The sequence below is a fragment of the Paenibacillus sp. MER 180 genome, from assembly GCF_023713665.1.
GTDB lineage: Bacteria > Bacillota > Bacilli > Paenibacillales > Paenibacillaceae > Paenibacillus_B > Paenibacillus_B suaedae.
Genome location: NZ_JAMAVT010000001.1, coordinates 127,081 through 150,799, shown reverse-complemented (window position 1 = coordinate 150,799; position 23,719 = coordinate 127,081). Strand labels below are relative to the sequence as shown.

The 23,719-nt window shown below is 48.5% G+C and carries 24 protein-coding genes; 23 read left to right on the top strand and 1 reads right to left on the bottom strand.

Annotation, left to right across the window (positions count from 1 at the left end; genetic code table 11):
- The first annotated feature begins 272 nt into the window (after window positions 1-272).
- The 11 genes from wecB to M3661_RS00545 all read left to right on the top strand — a co-directional run bounded on the left by wecB (window position 273) and on the right by M3661_RS00545 (window position 8,938).
- Window positions 273-1,427: a non-hydrolyzing UDP-N-acetylglucosamine 2-epimerase gene (gene wecB, locus M3661_RS00595; RefSeq protein WP_065291441.1), complete on the top strand. Its 1,155-nt coding sequence runs from the start codon at window positions 273-275 to the stop codon at window positions 1,425-1,427.
- Window positions 1,428-1,601: 174 nt separating this feature from the next.
- Complete coding sequence (locus M3661_RS00590; RefSeq protein ID WP_044353145.1) at window positions 1,602-1,835, top strand: AtpZ/AtpI family protein; 234 nt, start codon at window positions 1,602-1,604, stop codon at window positions 1,833-1,835.
- On the top strand, window positions 1,828-2,208 hold the full coding sequence (locus M3661_RS00585; protein ID WP_021258910.1) for an ATP synthase subunit I: 381 nt from the start codon (window positions 1,828-1,830) through the stop codon (window positions 2,206-2,208). The genes M3661_RS00590 and M3661_RS00585 overlap by 8 nt, the downstream gene beginning before the upstream one ends.
- A 30-nt stretch (window positions 2,209-2,238) precedes the next feature.
- Entirely contained in the window at window positions 2,239-3,024 is a 786-nt protein-coding gene (gene atpB, locus M3661_RS00580) for a F0F1 ATP synthase subunit A (protein WP_065291439.1), read from the top strand.
- Window positions 3,025-3,122: 98 nt separating this feature from the next.
- Entirely contained in the window at window positions 3,123-3,335 is a 213-nt protein-coding gene (gene atpE / locus M3661_RS00575; protein WP_021257177.1) for a F0F1 ATP synthase subunit C, read from the top strand.
- A 90-nt stretch (window positions 3,336-3,425) separates the two neighbouring features.
- A complete protein-coding gene (gene atpF, locus M3661_RS00570; RefSeq protein WP_005544831.1) occupies window positions 3,426-3,911 on the top strand; it encodes a F0F1 ATP synthase subunit B in 486 nt (161 codons plus the stop codon).
- Entirely contained in the window at window positions 3,908-4,456 is a 549-nt protein-coding gene (locus M3661_RS00565) for a F0F1 ATP synthase subunit delta (RefSeq protein WP_065291438.1), read from the top strand. The genes atpF and M3661_RS00565 overlap by 4 nt, the downstream gene beginning before the upstream one ends.
- Window positions 4,457-4,534: 78 nt before the next feature.
- Window positions 4,535-6,049, top strand: coding sequence for a F0F1 ATP synthase subunit alpha (gene atpA / locus M3661_RS00560; RefSeq protein ID WP_021257175.1), 1,515 nt, complete (start codon window positions 4,535-4,537; stop codon window positions 6,047-6,049).
- Window positions 6,050-6,152: 103 nt separating this feature from the next.
- Window positions 6,153-7,013, top strand: a complete 861-nt coding sequence (gene atpG, locus M3661_RS00555; RefSeq protein WP_028533393.1) for an ATP synthase F1 subunit gamma — start codon at window positions 6,153-6,155, stop codon at window positions 7,011-7,013.
- Between the two features lie 35 nt (window positions 7,014-7,048).
- Window positions 7,049-8,455, top strand: coding sequence for a F0F1 ATP synthase subunit beta (gene atpD, locus M3661_RS00550; protein WP_065291437.1), 1,407 nt, complete (start codon window positions 7,049-7,051; stop codon window positions 8,453-8,455).
- 66 nt (window positions 8,456-8,521) lie between these two features.
- Window positions 8,522-8,938, top strand: coding sequence for a F0F1 ATP synthase subunit epsilon (locus tag M3661_RS00545; protein ID WP_005544821.1), 417 nt, complete (start codon window positions 8,522-8,524; stop codon window positions 8,936-8,938).
- A gap of 100 nt (window positions 8,939-9,038) precedes the next feature.
- On the opposite strand, the gene M3661_RS00540 is transcribed toward M3661_RS00545, so the two are convergent.
- Window positions 9,039-9,692 carry an SDR family NAD(P)-dependent oxidoreductase gene (locus M3661_RS00540; RefSeq protein WP_251481308.1) on the bottom strand — a complete coding sequence of 218 codons (654 nt, stop codon included), beginning with the start codon at window positions 9,690-9,692 and terminating at the stop codon, window positions 9,039-9,041.
- Between the two features lie 692 nt (window positions 9,693-10,384).
- On the opposite strand from M3661_RS00540, the gene M3661_RS00535 reads away from it, so the two are divergent.
- The 12 genes from M3661_RS00535 to M3661_RS00480 all read left to right on the top strand — a co-directional run bounded on the left by M3661_RS00535 (window position 10,385) and on the right by M3661_RS00480 (window position 23,471).
- Window positions 10,385-12,466 carry a serine hydrolase domain-containing protein gene (locus tag M3661_RS00535; protein WP_251481306.1) on the top strand — a complete coding sequence of 694 codons (2,082 nt, stop codon included), beginning with the start codon at window positions 10,385-10,387 and terminating at the stop codon, window positions 12,464-12,466.
- 494 nt (window positions 12,467-12,960) lie between these two features.
- Entirely contained in the window at window positions 12,961-13,332 is a 372-nt protein-coding gene (locus M3661_RS00530; protein WP_005544817.1) for an NADH-quinone oxidoreductase subunit A, read from the top strand.
- Window positions 13,317-13,835 (top strand): NuoB/complex I 20 kDa subunit family protein, encoded by a 519-nt coding sequence (locus M3661_RS00525; protein WP_021257170.1) that lies wholly within the window; start codon window positions 13,317-13,319, stop codon window positions 13,833-13,835. The genes M3661_RS00530 and M3661_RS00525 overlap by 16 nt, the downstream gene beginning before the upstream one ends.
- Window positions 13,832-14,971: an NADH-quinone oxidoreductase subunit C gene (locus M3661_RS00520; protein ID WP_251481303.1), complete on the top strand. Its 1,140-nt coding sequence runs from the start codon at window positions 13,832-13,834 to the stop codon at window positions 14,969-14,971. Before M3661_RS00525 ends, M3661_RS00520 begins: the two co-directional genes overlap by 4 nt.
- A 4-nt stretch (window positions 14,972-14,975) precedes the next feature.
- Window positions 14,976-16,076, top strand: coding sequence for an NADH-quinone oxidoreductase subunit D (locus M3661_RS00515; RefSeq protein WP_021258898.1), 1,101 nt, complete (start codon window positions 14,976-14,978; stop codon window positions 16,074-16,076).
- Window positions 16,076-17,086 (top strand): NADH-quinone oxidoreductase subunit NuoH, encoded by a 1,011-nt coding sequence (nuoH, locus tag M3661_RS00510; protein WP_021257167.1) that lies wholly within the window; start codon window positions 16,076-16,078, stop codon window positions 17,084-17,086. The genes M3661_RS00515 and nuoH overlap by 1 nt, the downstream gene beginning before the upstream one ends.
- A 16-nt stretch (window positions 17,087-17,102) precedes the next feature.
- Window positions 17,103-17,555, top strand: coding sequence for an NADH-quinone oxidoreductase subunit NuoI (gene nuoI / locus M3661_RS00505; protein ID WP_021258897.1), 453 nt, complete (start codon window positions 17,103-17,105; stop codon window positions 17,553-17,555).
- Window positions 17,548-18,075, top strand: a complete 528-nt coding sequence (locus tag M3661_RS00500) for an NADH-quinone oxidoreductase subunit J (protein WP_065291434.1) — start codon at window positions 17,548-17,550, stop codon at window positions 18,073-18,075. The genes nuoI and M3661_RS00500 overlap by 8 nt, the downstream gene beginning before the upstream one ends.
- Window positions 18,072-18,383 (top strand): NADH-quinone oxidoreductase subunit NuoK, encoded by a 312-nt coding sequence (gene nuoK, locus M3661_RS00495; protein WP_021257164.1) that lies wholly within the window; start codon window positions 18,072-18,074, stop codon window positions 18,381-18,383. Before M3661_RS00500 ends, nuoK begins: the two co-directional genes overlap by 4 nt.
- Before the next feature lie 20 nt (window positions 18,384-18,403).
- Window positions 18,404-20,302, top strand: coding sequence for an NADH-quinone oxidoreductase subunit L (gene nuoL, locus M3661_RS00490; protein WP_251481301.1), 1,899 nt, complete (start codon window positions 18,404-18,406; stop codon window positions 20,300-20,302).
- A complete protein-coding gene (locus M3661_RS00485; RefSeq protein ID WP_065291432.1) occupies window positions 20,303-21,913 on the top strand; it encodes a complex I subunit 4 family protein in 1,611 nt (536 codons plus the stop codon).
- 4 nt (window positions 21,914-21,917) lie between these two features.
- The gene (locus tag M3661_RS00480; protein ID WP_251481299.1) at window positions 21,918-23,471 is read left to right on the top strand and encodes an NADH-quinone oxidoreductase subunit N; all 1,554 of its coding nucleotides are present in this window, start codon (window positions 21,918-21,920) and stop codon (window positions 23,469-23,471) included.
- Window positions 23,472-23,719: the final 248 nt, after the last annotated feature.

Genomic DNA, 23,719 nt, shown 5'->3' with positions numbered 1-23,719 from the left:
GCAATTCGGCATCGAATCTTGCATTCACTCTCGAAGAACTTATGCTTACGAAGTATGTTTCCTGCGGAAACATTTTATCTGCTCATGTAGTCTTTGTCTGCACTCTGCTGCTCCTTACAAGTTTTGCTCGGCAAAACTCGCTTCGGAAGCTCGGCTTCGAGTTCTTGCAACCTTCTCGGTGCTGAAAAGCGATCTTTTTGAGGTCAAAAAAATGATTTTAGAGCCAATAATGTATTGACTATTATGCAAGAAGAAAGACGGAGGATAAGACTATGTCCAAAGTGAAAGTAATGACGGTATTCGGTGTTCGTCCAGAAGCAATTAAGATGGCGCCGCTTATTCTGGAATTACAGAAGCATCCGGAACACATCGAATCCATCGTATGCGTCACGGCCCAACATCGTCAGATGTTGGACCAGGTGCTCGATGTGTTCAATATTAAGCCAGACTATGATCTGGACATTATGCAGGCGCGTCAGACGCTGAATGATATTTCCGTGCGTGTCCTTCAAGGATTGGAGCCTGTATTGCGTGAAGCGAAGCCAGATATTGTGCTTGTACATGGTGACACATTGACGACGTTCCTCGCCAGCTACGCAGCATTCATGCAGCAGATTAAGGTAGGGCACGTTGAAGCGGGACTTCGTACATGGAATAAGCTTTCTCCGTTCCCGGAAGAAATGAATCGCCAATTGACAGGCGTTTTGGCTGATTTGCACTTTGCGCCTACCGATTGGTCGGCAAGCAATTTGCGTAAAGAAAATAAGCAAGATGCATCGATATTTGTCACAGGCAACACGGTTACAGATGTGTTTCAATATACAGTACGATCTGACTACAAGCATGAGGTGCTCGATTGGGCGCAAGGCAAACGTCTAGTATTGATGACTGCACATCGCCGCGAATCACAAGGTGAGCCGCATCGCAACATTTTCCGTGCTGTTCGCCGTATTGCAGACGAATTTGAAGACATCGCTATCGTATATCCGGTACATCCAAGTCCGGCTGTACGTGAACCGGCTCATGAGATGCTGGGAGATCACCCGCGCATTAAGCTGATAGAACCGCTTGATGTGGTTGACCTCCACAACTTCTATCCGCACACGCACCTCATCCTTACCGATTCAGGCGGTCTTCAGGAGGAAGCACCGTCATTTGGCATTCCTGTGCTTGTCCTCCGCGAAACTACCGAACGACCGGAAGGCATTGATGCAGGAACACTGGAGTTGGTCGGCACGGATGAAGAGAAAGTGTATGCGCGTGCGAAGGCGCTGTTGTCGGACGAAGCGACATATGCACGTATGAGCAAGGCTGCAAACCCTTATGGGGATGGCAAAGCGTCCCAAAGGATCGTCAGTGCGATTCTTCACAGTTTTGGGGTTCAAGAAGAGCGTCCGGAGCCATTTCACACAAAGTTCACAAATTGATAGATGACACTCTTCTATGAGGGAAGGCACCAGCATACAGTGATACTGTACGGTTTACGCGGATTTTCAAAGCTTGAAAGCGAATGTATATCGTTTTCATCCTTGTTGTTACGCGGTTTTTATCAATTGACAAAGACTCGTAATCTTAAGTAAAATGAATGGGAATTATAGGCTGTGAAAATGTCGAATCGTAACGATCGCCCATGGCTGGTCGCCCTCTCTATTAGTGGAGCGGGTGTCTTGCTTGCCTTGTACATACTCTTAGGCTTTTACGCGGGGAAGTGGATCGCGAATGCGTCTAATGGGTCCAAGCTCTGGCTTGGAGTAGGGAGTATCGTCGGGCTATGCCTTGGCATCGTCAATATCATCTACTTAGTAAAGAAGTTCATGGGGGAACAAAATGAATGATATGGCTTCCATGGTTCGTGCCGTTACGAGAGTAACGCTTCTCTTGTTGTCTGCGTTCATCCTCGGTTGGGCTGTAGCGCCGGAATACCGGACATATACGGCTGGACTGACACTGGGAACTGCGGCAGGGCTGGCCTATGCTCACTATTTGTCTATCAAAGTTAGACAGATTGCAGAGATGGCTGCTAGTCAAGAGAAGAGGCGGTACAGCTTTGGATTTGTAACTCGGATGTGCATTGTACTCTTGGCAGTCATGTTCGCCATTAAGTTCGAACAGCACATATCCCTTGTGGCGACAATTGTCGGATTTTTCATTACTCAGTTATTGTCGATTTTCGTTAGTATAATTTGGGCAAGCAAAAAGAAAGCGTAAGCAGTCTATTGGAAAGGGGTGAACACATTTATGCACTCAGCACCGATTATCGAGGTTATGGGACTGCACCTGGATTTGTCCATCATCTTCACGCTACTTCTCAGCGGAATCATTACCTTTATTATTGCCCGGCTCGCTGTTCGCAATCTTTCGGTTGAAAAGCCTTCCAAGATGCAGAACTTCTTGGAGTGGGTTGTCGAATTCGTGCACGGCATTATCGGTAGTGCGATGCCACTGAAGAAGGGGAAGGCATTCATCTCATTAGGGATGACGCTTATCTTGTTTATTTTCGTATCTAACGTACTAGGATTGCCGTTCGCAGTGATTACCGAAGCGCACCATCCGGTGTCTATCTTCGGTCACGAGATTGTAGCAACTAGTCAGGCGGCATTCGATGAGCTTGCAGCTAAGGGTAAACCTGAACACGTCCACTTGTTGTGGTATAAGTCGCCAACGGCTGACGTATCCGTAACATTCGGTCTGGCGTTCTTGGTCTTCATTATCGTGAACTTCCTAGGCCTCAAGAACAATCGGAAGCACTACTTGAAGCACTATATCGAGCCATTCCCAATCTTCCTTCCATTGAATATCGTGGAGAACTTGGCGAAGCCAATTGCGCTTGGTATCCGGTTGTACGCGAACATCTTCGCGGGTGAGGTACTGATATCCACGCTCATTGGAGCAGGGGTATTCGGTCTACCGTTCCTCGCGGCATGGCAAGGCTTCAGTATATTTATCGGCGCGCTCCAAGCCTTCATCTTCACGATGTTGACAATGGTATACATCGCGCAGGCATCTGTACATGAAGAACATTAACAAACTCTGCCGAGACCCATACTCGTATGGGCAACTTCGGGTGAGACATATAAACAAAGCAATTCAATAATACATGAATTTTGAGGAGGACTTTTCTAATGAATTTGATCGCAGCAGCAATTGCAGTAGGTTTGGGCGCTTTGGGCGCAGGTCTTGGTAACGGTATGATCGTTAGCCGCACAGTTGAGTCGATTGCTCGTCAACCAGAAGCACGTAACATGTTGCAAACGACAATGTTTATCGGTGTTGGTATCGTCGAGGTTATTCCACTCGCCGCTACAGTTATCGCTTTCTTGGCAATGTTCTCTTAATGAATAGACAAACGGTTTGGCGGGGAAGGCCGATGCCATCCGCGCCTTCGTTTTGTTAGCACGTCATGTTAACGGAAAGGAGTGACTGTAGTGAGTTTTGTTTGGGAAAATTTCGTGTGGGCGATCCTTGCTTTCTTAATCCTATATTTCTTACTTCAAAAGTACGCGTTCGGACCATTGTTCGACGTGATGGAGAAACGCCGCGAGCTCGTGCAGCAGCAATTGGATGAAGCGGCGAATAGCCGTTCACAGGCACAAGTATACGTAGAAGAACAGAAGGAAGCTCTTGCTACAGCGCGCAAAGATGCGTATGACATCATCGAACAAGCGAAACAAACGAGCGTTCGTCAAGCAGACGAGATTATCGGCGGCGCGAAGAGCGAGGCTGTTCGTCTGAAGGAAGAAGCAGCTCGCGATATCGAGAGCGAGAAGAACAAGGCAGTTGCCGCTCTTCGCGAAGAAGTGGGCAACATGTCCGTGGCAATCGCATCGAAGATCTTGGAGAAGCAAGTTGACGAGAAAGATCAAGAGCAATTGGTCGGCCAATACCTGAAAGAGGTAGGAGGCAAACAATGAGCCAGAACATCGTAATCGCCAAGCGTTATGCCAAAGCGTTGTTCGAACTTGCTCAGGAGCGTCAACTGGTCTCAGAAACGGAACAGCAGTTGAAAGATACTGCGGAATTGGTGAAAGCCAATCATGAATTGTACCTTATTCTGACGTCGCCGAATATTGGTCATGCCGAGAAGTCAGCAGTACTTAGCAAAGTACTGGACGGTCACGTATCTGATATCGTGTTGAACATGGTTCAGCTGCTTATCGAACGTGGGCGCATTGATGCACTGCGCGAGATCGCGGACAGCTATGTTCGCATTGCTGGCGAAGCACTCGGCATCCTGGATGCAACAGTGACATCCGCTTATCCGCTTGATGAATCGGAGAAGGAAGCTGTCGCTGCTGAATTCGGTCAGAAACTAGGCAAGACGATTCGCGTTCATAACGTTGTTGACGCAGCCGTAATCGGAGGCTTGCAAGTCCGCATTCGGGATCACCTGTATGACGGCAGCTTGTCCGGCAAGTTGGAACGCCTAAATAGATCATTGAAATCGCAAGCACGTTAGTTCTTATCGAGACTGTTCAAGAAGTCCGTTTTTGAACACTCATTTACTATTTAGCACGGAAGAATGGGGTGAAGCGAGTTGAGCATCAGACCTGATGAAATCAGTACACTGATTAAAAGTCAAATCGAACAATATAAATCGGAGATCGAAGTGGCGGAAGTCGGTACAGTCATTAATGTTGGTGACGGTATTGCCCGTGTACACGGACTAGAGCAATGTATGTCCGGCGAGTTGCTCGAATTCTCTAACGGCGTTATGGGTATGGCCCTCAACTTGGAGGAGAATAACGTTGGTATCGTAATTCTTGGACCTTACAAAGACATTCGCGAAGGTGACCAAGTAAAGCGTACAGGCCGCATCATGGAAGTTCCAGTCGGTGAAGCGCTGCTTGGACGCGTTGTCAATCCGCTCGGCCAGCCAGTAGACGGCAAAGGCCCAATCGCTACGACGGAATTCCGTCCAGTCGAATCCAATGCACCAGGCGTTATCGACCGTAAATCGGTACATGAGCCGATGCAAACGGGTATTAAAGCGATTGACTCCATGGTTCCAATCGGCCGCGGTCAGCGTGAGCTGATCATCGGTGACCGTCAAACAGGTAAGACAACGATCGCAATCGATACGATCATTAACCAAAAAGGCAACGGCGTGAAATGTATTTACGTCGCAATCGGCCAAAAGCAATCTACAGTTGCACAAGTTGTAGAAACACTTCGTCGTCATGGCGCATTGGAGTACACAATCGTGGTTACAGCATCGGCATCCGAGCCAGCACCGCTTCTGTTCTTGGCTCCATATGCAGGCGTCTCCATGGGCGAGTACTTCATGTACAAAGGCGAGCACGTGCTCGTAATCTATGATGACTTGTCGAAGCAAGCTGCGGCTTACCGCGAATTGTCCTTGCTCCTTCGCCGTCCTCCAGGCCGTGAGGCATATCCTGGTGACGTATTCTACTTGCACTCCCGCTTGCTGGAGCGCGCTGCGAAGCTGAGCGACGAGAATGGCGGCGGTTCTTTGACTGCATTGCCATTTATCGAAACACAAGCATCTGACGTATCGGCTTACATTCCGACGAACGTAATCTCGATTACCGATGGACAAATTTTCTTGGAAGCTGACCTGTTCTATTCCGGTCAACGTCCAGCGATTAACGTAGGTATTTCCGTATCCCGTGTTGGTGGTTCCGCACAGATCAAGGCGATGAAGAAGGTAGCAGGTACACTTCGTCTCGACTTGGCACAATATCGTGAATTGCAAGCCTTCTCCCAATTCGGATCCGATTTGGATAAGTCAACGCTTGCCCGCTTGAACCGTGGTGAGCGCTTGATGGAAATTCTGAAGCAAGGTGTCAACCAGCCGCTTCCAGTAGAGAAGCAAGTTGTCAGCTTGTATATAGCGACGAGAGGGCACCTGGATGAAATTCCAGTTGCAGATATTCAACGCTTCGAGAATGAATTCCATGCTTACTTGGCAAGTAACCAAGATAGCATCTACCAATCGATCAGCGATACGAAAGACTTGGTAAAAGAAAACGAAGACGCACTGGTTGAAGCGGTAACGAAATTCAAAAAGAGCTTCGCCGTGTCCGTGTAATAGATAGAAGTTGACTGCAACTGGGAAGCCTCAGGGCTCCCGGTGCGCATTCGAAGAAGTCCGCTTTGCCCTGCGCAAAGCGCTAAAGGCAGGTGAGATGGAAGTGGCTAAAGGAATTCTCGAGATTAAGCGCCAGATCAAGAGCGTGCAGAGCACGAAGCAGATCACGAAGGCGATGGAGATGGTTGGTGCGGCGAAGCTGCGCCGCGCACAATCGAAGGCTGAGGCAGCTCGTCCTTATGCGGATAAGCTGAAGGAGGTCGTCTCCAGCATTGCGGCTGGTACGCAAGGGATTTCCCACCCGATGCTAGAGAAGCGTCCTGTGAAGAAGACGGGATATCTCGTTATCACATCCGACGGTGGCTTGAAGGGCGGCTACAATGCCAACGTGCTTCGTAAGGTCATGGTGACGATGCAGGAAAACAAGCTGACGAAGGATGATATCGTATTATTCGTCATCGGACGCAAGGGTCGTGATTACTTCCGCAGAAGAGGATTTAATATCGTGGAGGCTGTTACGGAGTTGCCGGACACGCCTACATTTGCAGATATTAAGTCTATCGCATACAACGCCGTGAAATATTTCGAAGAGCACAAGTATGATGAACTGATTCTGTTCTATAACGAATTCGTGAACGCAATCACACAGGTGCCGGTAGAGAAAAAACTCTTGCCGCTTGATGATGAAGCGTTTAACGGTCCAGTAACATCGTATGAATATGAGCCTTCTGCTGAAGAAGTGCTCGGGCAGTTGCTGCCGAAGTATGCGGAGACACTTATTTATAGTGCGCTCCTCGATGCGAAGGCAAGTGAGTTCGGCGCGCAGATGACCGCGATGGGCAGTGCGACGAAGAACGCAACGAAGATGATCAACTCGCTGACGCTCGTGTACAACCGTGCACGCCAAGCGGCGATTACGCAGGAAATTTCGGAAATTGTAGCAGGGGCAAACGCTCAGGCTTAATCGGAAATGCATGTTTGACAGTAGGAGGGAACGAGATGAGTAAAGGACGCGTGATTAGCGTAATGGGTCCGGTTGTCGACATTGAGTTCGAACGTGGACAACTGCCTGAAATTTTGAACGCGATCAAGATTGAGCAGAAGTCGACAACTGCCGGCGCGCCTGACATCAACTTGACGTTGGAAGCATCGGTTCACTTGGGTGACAACGTAGTTCGCTGCGTTGCGATGTCTTCTACAGACGGCTTGATTCGCGGCATGGAAGCGTCAGATCTTGGCGCTCCAATTACAGTACCGGTAGGCGAAGTGACGTTGGGTCGTGTATTCAACGTGCTTGGAGAAGCAATTGATAATGCGGGCGAGGTTGTGAAAGAAACAGTTAGCCCGATTCATAAAGAAGCTCCTAAGTTTGACGAGCTTTCCACGCAAGCTGAAATTCTCGAAACAGGGATCAAAGTAATCGACTTGTTGGCTCCTTATGTGAAGGGCGGTAAGATCGGTCTGTTCGGCGGTGCCGGCGTAGGTAAGACGGTAACGATCCAGGAGCTGATCAACAACATCGCGCAGGAGCACGGCGGTATTTCCGTATTTGCGGGTGTCGGCGAGCGTACGCGCGAAGGTAACGACTTGTACCATGAAATGAAGGATTCCGGCGTTATCAGCAAAACGGCGATGGTATTCGGTCAGATGAATGAGCCGCCAGGAGCACGTTTGCGCGTTGCCTTGACGGGTCTGACAATGGCTGAACATTTCCGTGATGAAGAAGGCAAGGACGTTCTCTTGTTCATCGATAACATCTTCCGCTTTACACAAGCGGGTTCCGAAGTATCCGCCTTGCTTGGCCGCATGCCTTCCGCGGTAGGTTACCAACCTACATTGGCTACAGAAATGGGTCAATTGCAAGAACGTATTACTTCAACGAAAAAAGGTTCTGTTACATCCATCCAGGCGATCTACGTTCCTGCGGATGACTACACAGACCCGGCTCCAGCTACGACGTTTGCTCACTTGGATGCAACGACGAACTTGGAGCGTAAAATTTCCGAGATGGGTATCTTCCCTGCGGTTGATCCGCTTGCATCTTCATCCCGGATTTTGACACCTGAAATTGTCGGCGAAGAGCACTACCAAGTTGCACAAGGCGTTAAACGTATTTTGCAGCGCTATAAAGAACTGCAAGATATTATTGCAATTCTTGGTATGGATGAGTTATCCGAAGAAGACAAGCTGACGGTTGCTCGTGCGCGCAAAATTCAGCGCTTTTTATCGCAAGCACTCCATGTGGCAGAACAGTTTACGGGCATCAAGGGCAAATACGTGCCTATTAAAGAAACGGTACGCAGCTTCAAGGAAATTTTGGACGGCAAGCATGATGACCTTCCAGAAGCAGCTTTCTATTTCGTTGGTACGATTGAAGATGCTGTGGAAAAAGCAAAGACGCTGTAAGCGGCTTGACGTGAAACGGGCTGTCCAGTGCATGGCGGTGGGCAGAACGGAAGGAGGAAACCGCAGTTGAGCACCTTTTTGTTGGAAATCGTTACACCAGAGCACAAAGTGTTCGAACAGCAGGTGGACATGATTAGCGTCAAGGGCGTCGAAGGAGATCTCGGTATTTTGGCGAACCATATTCCGATGGTTACGCCGCTTCGCATTGGTCCAATGAAGATCAAGGAAGGCGGCAAGGAGCATTGGATTGCGGTTCATGGCGGATTTGTCGAAGTACGTAAGGACAAAGTCGTAGTGCTTGCAGAAAGCGCGGAAATGCCGGAAGACATCGATGTGGAACGTGCCAAGGCAGCGAAAGCCCGGGCGGAGCAACGTCTGGCGATGGCTGCACGGAGCAAGCAGGATTCCCTGGACTTCCGTCGTGCGGAATTGTCGCTCCAACGTGCCGTGACGCGGATTAAAGTCTCGCAAAAAGAATGGTAATCATGATATAAATCGAAGAAGAGCTGTTCCAGAACCCCTCAGGTTTTGGAACAGCTCTTTTTTCATAAGGATTATTTTTTCATCATTCATATGAACTTGATTATGGCTTCAACATAACCTCAGCCTCAGAGCGCTTCGTATGCATGCTGTAGAAGGCTTCTCCGACCAATTGTGGGTCAAAGGAGGTATTTGGCTGGACGAAGCCGCAGACGGTCAATGTGCCAGCATAGAGACCGTATTGCTTGAACTCATCATGTAGGCTGAGGGCAAGGCTGCGCAGACCAGATTTCCCGACACCGAGAGATGCCAGTGATGCTGTCGGCTGCAGTGCTTGTCCACCACCCGTCAGCAGGTATGAACCTGTACCGCTCGTTTTCATGCCCGGAAGAATACATTGAGCAGTCGTCAGCGCACCTACTACGTTAACCTTGAAGTCTTCGATCATATCAGAAGGCTGTACTTCAGAGGGAAGTCCAGGTGCATGGGCAGAGGCGTTGTATACGACGGCCTCAGGCGTGCCGTACTCTGTTTTAAGTGCTGACAGTGCTTGACGAAGAGCAGCTTCGTCGCTAGTAAGTGCGACAGCCCCTGTCGCTTCAATATTCATATCATGCAAGATGTCTTTCATTTGCTCTAGCGTATTCGATTCACGCGTAATGAGAACGGGAAGGTAACCACGTTGTCCAAATGACTTGGCAATGCCAAGTCCGATGCCGCAGCCGGCGCCGACGATCCAAATCATCGGTTGTGTCATATTATCGTTCAACCCCTTGTTGTATGATCCGATGTATGGATATTGTAAACCGAATATGTAGCAGAGTTCAAAACCATTTTTCACATAACCCGTCATTCATCGGAAAATAAATTTTGGAAAATATCATTTTATTGCTTGACGCATGTACGGGGTCTGATTATAATAAAGACAGTTAATATTGATAATCATTCTCAAATGAAGGTTATCAATTAACCTCATCAAGTGAACGTTCGGGAAGGCTGCTTCTTGGACCGTCACATCAAGTGAAATATCCTTCTTCTTGGTTCTTTTGATTTTCAGTAGGTTGGTTAATTGTAGGTAGTTTCCTCATCCTCCGTGAGCTGTGGCCGGATCGCAGCTCTCTTTTTTTTGCCCTCATTTCCACGCCCAGCTAAATGGATGGTCACTGCTCAATAGAGTGAATCTAGGTTAGGGCTGAGCTGAATTGAAAATGAGCTATATGAGTTTAATATAAGTTGAATATAAGTTGAATATAAGTTGAATATAAGTTGAATGTAACTTGTACTGGAAGACGTCGAAGCTGGCCCGTGGAATGCGGGCATTTATTGGCCCCTTTTTTGATCTGAGGATCAGAAAGGGGTTTTGTTGTTTCTCTGTTTTTACTTTTGAAATGAACGAATCGAAAAGGAAAATCGTACTAATTACAGATTCGCAATAAGGAGGAATTTGTAATGAGAAAAAGATTCCCTAGGATACTTGCACTAACCCTTGCGCTGTCGATGATTGTGCCGTCAGCAGTAATGGCGTCCCCAACAGGCAATAGTAATGTCGCAGCAGTCACTCAGAGACTAGAACAGATCGCGGCGGAGAAAGCTGCTCTTCTCACTAAAATGGGGACAGTCAGTGTACAATATGCACTGATTGACAACGGCAAGATTACGGTGTCCGGCCAGGCTGGCATCAACGATAGAGAAGGGAAGGAGCCGTTGACCAAGGATACGATGTATGGCATCGGCTCAACGAGCAAAGTGTTCACGGCCGCAGCCGTCATGAAGCTGGCAGACGAGGGAAAGATTGACCTCGATGCGCCCTTGATTAACTATATCACCGACTTCACAATGAAGGATGAACGGTACAAGCAGATTACTCCGCGCATGCTGCTAAACCATTCCTCCGGCCTGCAAGGCACCAGCATGGGCAACGCCTTCCTGTTCGAGGATAATGACACTTACTCGCATGATACGCTGTTGAAACAATTATCAACACAAAGCTTAAAAGCGAACCCAGGCGCGTTTTCTGTTTACTGTAACGATGGCTTCACATTGGCTGAGATTCTGGTAGAGAGAGTTAGCGGCATGAGCTTTACAGCATTTATACATAACAATTTTACGGAACCATTGAAGTTGAGCCATACGAAGACATCGCAGGACGTACTGGAACAAGACAAGTTGGCGGGGCTCTATTTCCCTTTCTACCCAGGTCAGCTTCCTAATGAAACTGTGAATATGATTGGTACAGGGGGGATATACTCCACGGCGGAAGATTTGGTGCGATTCTCGCAACTCTTTACAGGTGAGACGAAGGGTATCCTATCTGATAAAGCGGTGCAGGCGATGGCAAATGAGGAATACAAGAAAGGTTTATGGCCAGAAGATACAGACAATAGTTTCAACTACGGACTTGGCTGGGACAGCGTGAAGCTGTTCCCATTCAATGAATATGGATTGAAGGGATTAGCTAAAGGCGGCGATACGATGCTGTATCATGCTTCCCTCGTCGTGCTTCCAGAACTGAAGATGGCAGCAGCAGTGTTGACTTCTGGCGGTTCTAGCATGACTAATGAGATGCTGGCGAACGACTTGCTGCTGCAAGCGCTGAAGGAGAAGGGGGCAATTAAAACGATAAAACCGGAGAAATCCTTCGGCAAGCCGGTAAAGGCGGGAATGCCTGCTGAGGTGGCGAATCAGGCTGGTTATTATGGTACTAGAAATCAGCAAGTGAAGGTTGAGATCAAGAAGGACGGTGAACTGACTTTGCCGTTAATGACTCTCATTGATCATTCGAAAGAAAAGTATGTGTACACATCGGATGGAAGCTTCATCAATGAGAATGGAACTTCCAAGGTCAGTTTTGTAACCGAGAAGAATGGCCGCACATACATCTGGGTGAGAGAATATATGACAATGCCAGGTCTGGGACAGTTTGTACTGTCGCACTATGCAGCAGAAAAATTGGAAGAGAACAAGCTCTCTAAGGAGACTGCTGAGACTTGGGAGAAGCGAAAAGGCATTACGTTCTATCAAGTAAACGAGAAATATACCTCCATTCTGTATTTCTTGATGAAACCGACGATACAAATAGCCCTTACTGATGAACTGCCGGGTTATCTGGGGGACAAAAAAATTACAGGTCCAAACACGGCCGCAAGCGAGCTTAATATTCCGGGCATGCTAGGCGGTCGGGATCTGGCGGAATCTATATTCTTCAGGCAAGACGGAGTCGAATACATGGAGGAAGCCGGCAAATTGTATATCAGCGGTGCGAACGTTAATCCCCTCTATGCAGGAAAAAGCTCAACTGCCACGCTGCAAGCGAACGGGCACGCTAGATGGTATACAGTTCCGGATGTAGCCGTGGGCAAGACGATGACTGTTGCGCTACCGGCGAAGGGTGGATTCGTGGTCTATAACGAGCAAGGCCTACCAGTTAACTTTACAGTTGTCAGCGGCAAAAACGAAGTGACGCTGCCTAAGAATGGCACAATCGTCTTTGCTGGTACACCGGGCTCGGAATTTGGCATTACATTGAAATAAACCAAACGATAGATAATGGAACAGCGACAGCAGCATGCACGCGATAGTTGAAGTAAGCTGAGCCGCTTCTTGGATCTGCTAATCTGAAGTGCACTCTTTATAGTAGTCATTGGGTAGACAGCTCTGTGTCATATCTAATGAATGTCTATAAGGAGTGCATTTTTGGTTTTTACAAGATATAATTCCATAGCTCAGCCAGTGGTCGCATTCAGTGAGAGGAAAGAAGCATATCAGCTGATTGGTTACTCTCCTGAGGCTCCAGAGCTGCTCGAGCTCCCAGAAGTTCATAAAACATTCACCAGCTGATCTTCTATCGTTCTCCTTATGTGAATATGTATATAACCAAAACCGAACAACTTTTCATAAAACTGTCCAAAAGGTGGTATTAATTGCATAGACGGAGTTGGTAGGTTTTGTTATAATTGTGGCGGGTTTATTACAAAATTCTCTATTTTTTTGCAAAATGGCAGTTGCTGCGGCGGAGGGGATGACTTTTGGAACAGTACATCAACAATTACGTCATTGTGGCCATTTTTATTGCACTCGGTATTTTATTGCCGGTTGTCGCACTGACGGTAGGGAGATGGCTTAGACCAAAGAAGCCGACAGATATGAAGCAAACAACTTATGAAAGCGGTAACGAACCTGTTGGTGTCGGACAAGTCCGATTCAACGTACGGTACTATTTGTTTGCGCTCATGTTTGTCATTTTTGATGTCGAAACCGTTTTCTTGTATCCATGGGCGGTTGCATACAATCAGCTTGGATTGTTTGCACTTGTCGAAATGTTGATTTTCGTCGGATTGCTGTTGGTTGGATTAATTTACGCCTGGAAAAAGAAGGTGCTTCAATGGGACTCACTTTAGAATCAATTACGCCGGAAGAACGGCAGGAGTTGGAACGCAATGTGTTCTTTGGCACGCTTGAACAGTTGAAGGCATGGGCTCGCAGTAATTCATTATGGCCGCTTACGTTCGGTCTTGCCTGCTGCGCAATCGAGATGATGGGGACGGGAGCGTCGCACTACGACTTGGATCGCTTCGGTGTTATCTTTCGAACGTCTCCAAGACAATCGGATGTTATGATCGTATCTGGTACAGTCACGAAGAAGATGGGGCCGCTCTTGAAGCGTCTGTATGATCAAATGCCGGAGCCGAAATGGGTCATCGCAATGGGATCATGCGCGACGGCTGGAGGGCCGTACGTGAAGTCGTATTCAGTCGTCAAGGGCGTGGATCAGATAGTGCCTGTTGATGTTTATATTCCAGGCTGCCCGCCTAATCCTGCGGCCCTTATCTACGGCATCAACAAGCTGCAAGAGAAAATCCGCTATGAGGCGAAAACCGGAAAGCGGGTGACGAATCGATGAGCGAGGAACAAGAGAAGGACAAGACAGCTGAAGAACAATCCTCTGAGCAACGATCGAAGCAAGAATCAAATACGGAATCTAATTCGATTCCAGAGTCGAAACCAGAATCGAATCTAGGTTCAAAACCGGATTTAGATGAAGCAACAGCAAGTGAAGGAATCAAGACCGCAGCAGGAGAAAAGTCCGAAGTGAAAGCGGATGAACCGCAAGTGCCAGTTCGGGAGGCATCAGATGTGGAGACCGTCCCTGAAGTGCCAGCGCAGAAGCTAGAGACGGTCGAAGGGACAGTAGAAGAGCAGAAGGAAGCGGAAGCACTACAAGATGATCCAGTGGCTCCTGCATCTGCTGAATCCCAGGAGCATGCGGATGCGACGAAGGAGGTTTCCGTAACAGCGGAAACGGAGAAGCCGAAGCGTGCCCCTTTGACGGAAGAGGAGAAGGCTGCGCGAATTCAAGCGGCTGCTGAGGCGCGCGCGGCGCGGGCGAAGGCAGCAGAAGGCGGTGGTGAAACATCGACTACAGCCGATGCAGCAGCTCGTCCACCAAGAGCGCGTGCGAAGGAAGACGGTGCAGGGGATGCTGCGGAGAAGCCAGAACGGCCCGCACGAGCGCCTCGGGTTAAGGCAGATGAAGAACCGCCAAAGCCGAAAGAGCCCTCACCCAAACAGCCAGTTCTTGATCAGCTCATAGTCCTGCTTAAGGCCGAAGTCGCAGAGGATGCGGTTGAAGAGGCGGCTATCAATGAAGTCAATGATCATTTGCCAACGGTAACGGTGAAAAATGAACATTGGCTGGTAGCAGCTCAGCTGCTTCGTGAACATAAAGATTGGTCGTGTGACTATTTGCGTAATTTATCCGGCATTGACCAGGAAACTCATTTAGAAGTAATCTATCATCTTATCAATTTAAGCACGAAAGCAGAGGTTGCTGTTCGTGTAAAGACAGATCGCGAGGTGCCTTCCATCGCATCGGTAACGCCTATATGGCCTACTGCGAACTGGAATGAGCGCGAAGTTTACGACTTGTTGGGCATTTCGTTTCCGGGACATCCCGACTTGCGTCGCATCATGATGCCGGATGACTGGGTTGGACATCCGCTTCGCAAAGACTACGTGCCGTTAGATTCGGAGGTGTAACCCTGTGATTCGTACAGAAGAACTATTGCTTAATGTTGGACCGCAGCACCCGAGTACTCACGGTGTATTCCGCATCGTCGTCAAGATTGATGGCGAGGTGATCAAGGAAGCGACCCCGGTAATGGGATATTTGCACCGCGGAACGGAGAAGCTTGCGGAAAACTTGAACTATACGCAAATTATTCCTTATACCGATCGTATGGATTATGTGTCCGCCATGACGAACAACTATGTACTCGTGCATGCCGTTGAGAAGCTGATGCAGCTGGAAGTTCCGGAGAGAGCAGAGTTTCTCCGACTTATCGTTATGGAATTGCAACGCGTAGCAAGCCATTTGGTATGGTGGGGGACGTATTTGCTTGATATTGGGGCGATGAGCCCGTTCTTATTTGCGTTCCGCGACCGGGAGATCATTATCGATTTGTTCAACGAACTATGCGGGGCACGACTGACATACAACTACATGCGGGTCGGCGGCGTCAAGTGGGATGCGCCTCCAGGCTGGATCGACAAAGTCCGCGAGTTTGTTCCATACATGCGCAAAAGGCTGGATGAATACAACAAGCTCGTAAGCGGCAACGAAATTTTCCTGACCCGCATTAAAGGAATCGGTACTTATGATGCGGAAACGGCAATCGCATATGGACTTAGCGGTGCCAATCTACGCTGCACGGGAGTGAATTGGGATTTGAGGAAGCAGGAGCCTTACAGCCTGTACGATCGATTCGAATTCGATGTTCCACTTGGAACCCGTGGGGACTGCTATGAACGGTATTTAATTCGTGTTGAAGAGATACGGCAAAGCTTACGCATTTTGGAGCAGGCTGTGGAGCAATTCCCGAGCGAGGGAGAGACAATGGGCAAAGTGCCGCGCGTCATACGTCCGCCTGCTGGTGAAGTATACGCTCGTATTGAATCTCCGCGCGGAGAGATTGGCTGCTATATCGTATCCAAGGGCAAGGCGGAGCCGTTCCGGTTGAAGTTCCGTCGGCCGTCCTTCGTTAATTTGCAAATACTGCCGAAGCTGCTCGTAGGCGAAACGATGACGAATATGATTACTATACTGGGCGGGATCGATATCGTCGTCGGGGAGGTGGATGCATAGTGGGGGACTTGTTGAATCAGACGCTCACGTGGCAGAATGGTCTAATTTTTATTGCATGGGGAGTTGTTCTTCTTTTCGTCGTCCTTGGCTTCGTAACCTATGCGATTTACTTCGAACGCAAGGTCATCGGCTGGATGCAGCTGCGTCATGGTCCTACACGGGTAGGTCCTCTGGGACTGCTGCAGACGGTTGCTGATATATTGAAACTACTACTCAAGGAAGACACAATACCTCGCAAGGCTGATAAAGCACTATTCATCTTGGCTCCAGTCATCACGTATGTACCGGCATTTGCGGTCATTGCGACGATTCCTTATGCCGCTAATCTAGGCTTTGCTGATCTAAATGTAGGATTGTTATATTATGCCGCATTGTCCAGCATCTCTACCATTGGTATTATTTTAGGAGGGTGGGCGTCCAACAACAAATACTCTCTGCTTGGCGGAATGCGCTCAGCGGCGCAAATGATTAGCTATGAAATTCCGCTCGTTATCTCAGTCGCGGGTATAATCATGTTGAACGGATCGCTCAGCTTGCGTACCATTGTAGAAGGGCAAGGCAACTATTTTTGGGAATGGAACTTTATCCCGCAAATTATCGGATTCATTGTCTTCATTATCGCGGGGGTATCTGAGTTGAATCGTACCCCATTTGATTTGCCAGAAGCAGAATCAGAGCTTGTTGCGGGTTATCATGTTGAATATAGCGGCTTCCGATTCGCCTTCTTCATGTTGGCGGAATACGTGTATGTATTCGCACTCTCGGCACTGACGACGGTCTTGTTCCTAGGCGGTTGGCATCCACCGCTTCCGTTCCTCGATTTCATTCCGGGGCTGCTGTGGTTCATCCTGAAATTTTCATTCTGCGTCTTCTTCCTATTCTGGCTGCGTGCAACGATGCCACGTATACGCGTAGACCAATTGATGGGCTTTGGGTGGAAGGTGCTGCTGCCGCTTGCCCTGCTTAACGTCTTCTTGACGGCGTTTTACATCGAAATTTTCAACAAATAGGCTAGGGGTGAGATCCGTGAAAGGACTGTTGAAGGGTCTAGGCGTTACATTCAAGGCGATGACGTCGAAGAAGGTCACCTACAAATACCCAGATGTTCCGCTTGAAATGCCTGACCGTTTTCGCGGCATACAGCATTTCGATCCGGATAAGTGCATCGTATGCAATCAATGTGCCCGTATCTGTCCAACGGAATGCATTACGTTGACAGGCAAACCGAATCCAGATCCAGAGAAGAAGGGCAAAGTGATCGACACGTACGATATTAACTTTGAGATTTGCATTTTGTGCGATCTTTGTACGGAAGTATGTCCGACCGAAGCGATTGTCATGACCAACAATTTTGAACTGGCGACATACAGTCGCGATGACTTGTTCAAAAATTTGAACTGGCTGAACGACAATAATGTCAATGTTCGTCAAGAGAACAACTCCGCCATGCCGAAGGGGGGCGCGAAGAAAAGTGTTTAACTTCTCTTTGGATTGGACGGGGGGGACGATAGTCTTCTTCGTGTTGGCGATCTGCATTATTTCCGGCGCGGTATTGATGCTTAACTTTACGAAGGTTGTACATATGGTCGTCTCTGTTGCCTTCTCCTTCCTAGGGTTGGCAGGGATGTACGTGCTGTTGGATGCTGAATTTGTTGCTTTTGTACAGGTACTTGTTTATACAGGCGCGATATCGATACTCATGATTTTCGGAATTATGATGACCAAGCACGATAAGCAGGATGAGGCATTGGTCAAGCCGTGGAAGGAAGCGTTAGCCGCGATAGGCTGTATTGCCCTGTTTGGAGTGCTATTCTTCTCTATTCGCAGCTCTGAGTTTCCTGTACATCAAGACGCTGCATTGGTTCAGGATAATACGCTGAATATCGGGAAGCAACTGTTCACAGAGCATGTCATTCCGTTCGAGCTGCTGTCTGTTCTGTTGACGGTGGCCTTTATCGGAGCAATTGTGCTGGCTAAGAAGGAGGCGGATGAAGGATGAGTACGATGCTTGCTTCCTTTTTAACACTTGCTGCTATATTGTTTTGTATTGGTTTATATGGTGTATTAACAAAGCGCAATGCAGTTATTGTGCTGCTGTCCATTGAGTTGATGCTCAATGCGGCGAACTTGAACTTGATTGCCTTTTCGAAATACGGGGTCGTACCGAGCCTGAAGGGGCAAATTTTCTCTCTTTTTACAATTGCGATTGCAGCTGCAGAAGCGGCAATTGGTGTCGCCATCCTTATCGCGTTGTACCGGAATCGCGGAACGGCCAACGTGGACGAATTTGACGACTTGAAGAGATAATCGGTAGGGAGGATACGACAATGGAATCCGTCTTTTCGCAATTCGCATGGGCTATCCCGGTCATTCCGCTGCTCGCGTTCCTCATACTGACGGCATTTGGCCGCCAGATGAAAGGCGCAGCCGTTCTGCTCGGTGTCATCAGCTCTCTTGCTGCGTTCATTCTATCTGCGCTCCTCTTGTGGGAGCGGGTGTCCGGAACGATGGAGGACTATACCCGGAGCTTTGATTGGATTCGCTTCGGTGACATCCGCCTGGAGTTCGGATTCGATGTGACGAACTTGAACGCGCTAATGCTCGTCATTGTCACGCTGGTCAGCTTACTAGTAAATGTATATTCCAAAGGCTACATGCATGGTGATGAGCGGCAAACGGTGTTCTACGCCTATATTGCGCTCTTTACCAGCTCGATGCTTGGACTTGTGCTGTCTCCAAACTTACTCCAGCTCTATATCTTTTGGGAGCTTGTAGGGGTATGCTCATTCCTCCTCGTTGGATTCTGGTATGAGCGTCCTGCAGCACGTGCTGCGGCTAAGAAGGCCTTCATTGTCACACGGATCGGAGACGTTGGTTTATTTATAGCACTGCTGCTTCTGTTCTGGTACATGCCGGGTCATGCGCTTGACTTCGGATCGATCAGCAATGTGTTCAGCAATGCAGATGCACTGGCACAGAGCGGTATATCTGCCGGACTGACGACATGGATTGCATCTCTCATATTCGTAGGAGCGGTTGGCAAGTCGGGTCAATTCCCGCTGCATACCTGGCTCCCAGATGCCATGGAAGGGCCGACACCGATCTCAGCACTCATCCATGCGGCTACGATGGTTGCGGCAGGGGTATATCTCGTTGCACGTACGTTTGATATTTTCCACATGTCGCCTACGGCAATGACGATTGTCGCGAGTGTTGGAGGATTTACTGCGATCTTTGCAGCGACGATTGCAATCGCACAGCGCGATTTGAAGCGCATCCTTGCATACTCAACGGTTAGTCAGCTCGGCTACATGATGATGGCGCTTGGTCTTGGGGCTGTGACCGCAGGGGTGTTCCACCTGATTACGCACGCCTTCTTTAAAGCGCTTCTGTTCCTCGGAGCGGGAAGCGTCATTCATGCTGTACATACACAAGATATATTCAAGATGGGCGGCGTTGGCCGCAATATGAAGGTTACAGCTTGGACATTCGGTATTGGCGCACTGGCACTGTCTGGTATTCCACCTCTGTCCGGCTTCTGGTCTAAGGATGCGATCTTGACAGCGGCTTGGGATCAGAATAATTGGCTCTTATTTATTATTGGTGCAGTTGCTGCATTCTTTACCGCTTTTTATATGGCGCGTTTGTTCTTTCTCGTATTTACGGGGGCTCCATCAGCAGACAGCGAGGCTTCCAGTGCGCATGAATCGCCATTGTCTATGACAGTGCCATTGATCGTGCTCAGTGTACTGGCTGTGGTTGCAGGATTCGTCAACACTCCGTTCGGGGGCAGCTTCGGCACCTGGCTCACAGGCGAAGAAGTAGGTGAGCACGCAAATATCATGGTGATGATTGTATCGGCGCTTATCGGTGTATTGGGTATTGGACTTGGATATGTCATGTACGGACCTGGTAGCAAGCGTCAAGATACGCTCGAACATACGGCAGCACCTGTCTATCGTCTGCTTGCCAACAAATATTATATTGATGAACTATATCAAATCGTATTTGTTCGTAGCCTAACGGGTATTGGGCAACTGCTGAAGGCAATCGATAAATGGGTAATAGATGGTCTGGTACGCTTGGTAGCATGGTTTACAGTCAGTGTTGGCCGAACATCGCTGCGTGTGCAGAACGGTCAACTGCAAACTTATGGCCTGGTATCCCTGTTTGGCTTTGTCGGATTGATTCTGCTCGTGCTGGCACTTGGAAGGAGGTTCTGGTAGATGCTGAATATACTTTCTTCGATGCCGCTGCTAACGCTGCTGACCTTCTCTCCGCTTCTTGGAGTCATTGTGCTTCTGTGCATTCCGCAGGGGCGTACACGTGCGATTCAGGTGACAGGCATTGTAACGACATTCGTGCCTCTTCTACTGGCGCTTATCATTTATGGCAATTACGATGCACTCGAGCAAGGCAAAACCATAGCAGAGCAATGGTCATGGATATCGATTCCGCTCAATTCAGAATTGATTGAAGGGCTAAGCTCATGGGCATTTACGATTCAATATCATTTGTCGATAGATTCCCTATCGTTGCCGCTCGTGGTAATGACCACGATCATAGCTTCGATGGCGGCGTTTGCTTCCTTGTATGTGAAGAAACGCTGGAAGTCGTATTTTATTCTTTTCCTGCTGCTTGAAGTTGGAATGCTGGGTGTCTTTATGGCACGTGATTTGTTCTTATTTTTCATGTTCTTCGAATGGACGCTGGTACCGACTTACTTCCTTATTGGTATCTGGGGCTATATGCATCGCGAGAAGGCTGCGAATCAATTTCTGCTGTACAATGGGCTCGGTTCTGCGCTTCTCTTAGTTGCCTTCATTGTACTTACGGTGACAGCAGGCTTTGCACCTAACCCGGACATGGCGGCGAATGGCCATTACGTATATACGGGCAATCTTGATGTCATTATGAAGAACATTAATGATGCGACTTCTTTTATATATCAAGAGCAGAGCGGCGTATATTTGTCTGACAGCATGCGGACGTTTGTCTTTTTCTTGCTCATTGTAGCCTTTGGTGTGAAGCTCCCGATCTTCCCATTCCACACATGGATGCTGCGTGTGCATGCTGAAGCTCCGGCACCTGTGGTGATGCTGCACTCAGGAATATTGCTGAAGATGGGTGCTTACGGTCTTATTCAGTTTGGAACAGCATTGCTTCCGAAGGAGACCGCATCTTGGGCTGTACTACTAGCAGTACTGGGTGTTATTAATGTGCTGTATGGGGCCATACTCGCCTTTGTGCAGACAGAATTTAGACTTATCTTAGCTTATTCTAGTATTAGTCATATGGGCTTCGTTCTGCTTGGTATCGCAGCGATGAATGACATTGGGCTTCAAGGTGCTGTTGTGCAGATGGTCTCGCATGGATTTATCTCTGCGTTGTTCTTCCTGCTGGTAGGCGCATTATTGGAGCGTACAGGAACAACAAGAATTGGCGAACTGGGTGGATTAGCGAAGGGCATGCCATTCTTGTGCGGCATCTTATTGCTGTCAGGCTTGGCGTCGTTAGGCTTGCCAGGCTTGTCGGGATTCGTAGCAGAGCTTCTGTCTCTGCTTGGTCTGTTCGGAACGATGAAATGGGCAGCCATTCTTGCTGCACTTGGGATTATATTAAGCAGTGTCTATGTGCTTCGTGGGGTACTGGCAATCTCTTATGGGCCAAGAGACGATCGTTATGCAAGCTTGAAGGATGCCAGACTTGTCGAAGCTGTGCCGATCATGGTGCTGACGGCATGCATTATTTTAATCGGATTGTTCCCATCATTCGTTACGGCTCCGATTGATAATGGCGTCGAGCATGTCATTGAATTATTCAAGGTGAGGGGGTAGGCCCATGGAAGCGACTACAGTTAAACTGCTGCAATTGGGCGATCTCGCACTGCTGGCACCTGAGCTGACGCTTGTTATTGCAGCGATTGTGATCTCGCTCATTGATTTGGCGCTGCCCCGTCGTGTGAACCGGGATATTATCGGGGGGCTGTCCCTGCTGGGCGTTCTAATTTCGCTTGGCTTCGTCGTATGGAAGTTGTATCAACGAACATTACTTAACGAGGAAGCGGCTCGATCTATGCAGCTGCTCAATCAAAGCTATCGCGTTGATGATTTTGCCCTGCTGCTCAAAATTGTATTTCTTACCGGTACGGCACTCATACTGCTAATGAGTATTGGCAATATAAGAGATAAGGAGATTCCGCATCGCGGCGAATATTATTACTTGCTGCTTCCAGCTGCACTTGGCGCGATGATCATGGCTTCATCAGGAGATCTAATTACGCTTTATGTTGGTCTGGAATTGTTGAGCATTACTTCCTACATTCTCGTTGGGTTGAAGAAGAATGACCGGAAGTCATCAGAAGGTGCATTCAAATACGCGGTACTGGGAAGTGTAGCGTCTGCATTTATTTTATACGGGATGTCCTTTGTATACGGCATGACAGGAAGTACGCAGCTTGGTGCGATTGCAAGAGGCTTGGCGGATCAAGTTCATTCCTTCGAACCGCTCATCTATGTCAGCTTTCTACTCATGCTGGTGGGCTTCGGTTTTAAGGTTGCAGCAGCACCATTCCATGCCTGGTCACCTGATGTATATGCGGGTGCGCCAACACCTGTCGCTGCCTTCTTGGCAGTTGTATCCAAAGGTGCGAGCTTGGCAATTTTGTTCCGCATATTCTATAGTTTGTATTTTGGTCTGGGTGCCAATAGGGATATGCTCATCTATCACGACTTCGCAACGATTCTTCTCGTGCTAGCAGCGGTGTCTATGGTGATCGGGACAACAATGGCGCTCAAGCAGTCGAATGTCAAGCGGCTCCTAGCCTTGTCTGGTATTGCGAATGCAGGTTACCTGCTTGTGCCGATTGGGCTCGATATGTTGGATGGATCGTGGCATTCATCGAACTTCTCGGAGTTCCTATTCTACTTGTTGGCCTATTTATTTACGACGATCGGTGCGTTTGCCGTCCATACGGTTATGGAGCGCGCTGCAGGCCATGATGAAATGAAGGGATATGCCGGCCTGTATTATCGTTCTCCGTGGCTAGCTGTAGCGATGACCGTACTTGTGCTGTCACTTGCAGGAATCCCAGTTACAGCCGGATTCATGGGTAAGCTGTACATCATTTTTGGAGCAGCTGCCAGCCATGCGGTATGGCTCTCTGTGCTCATGATGGTAACAGGCGTAATCTCCTTCTACTTCTACTTCGGCTTCATACGCCAGATGTATATGCGTGCTGGCAATGAGGATGAAGTTCGTATATCGATTACTCAACGAGCAGTCATCGCCTTATGCGTATTGATTGTACTGCTGCTCGGTGTGCTCCCTGGTTTCGTCGTGAAGGTCATTCAACATGTGTTCTCAATTGGAGTAGATTTGCTGATCCGCATGTAATCGGAACACAGGTTAGTTGGAGCATGGAATGGCGTATAGGCTAGTATGTGCTAGCGGAGAATCGAGGTCTCTCACGAGAGACCTCGATTCTTTTTTTTGTAAATGTAGGACTCAGGACTCAAATTGATCAATACGAACAGGAAAGCATGTCTCCATGGCGAAACTTTATAACGTTTAACGTGTAAAGGTATATTGTGATTGAATGGATGGGAGAAACGTTGATTGCTTGTCTTTACCATTCATTGACG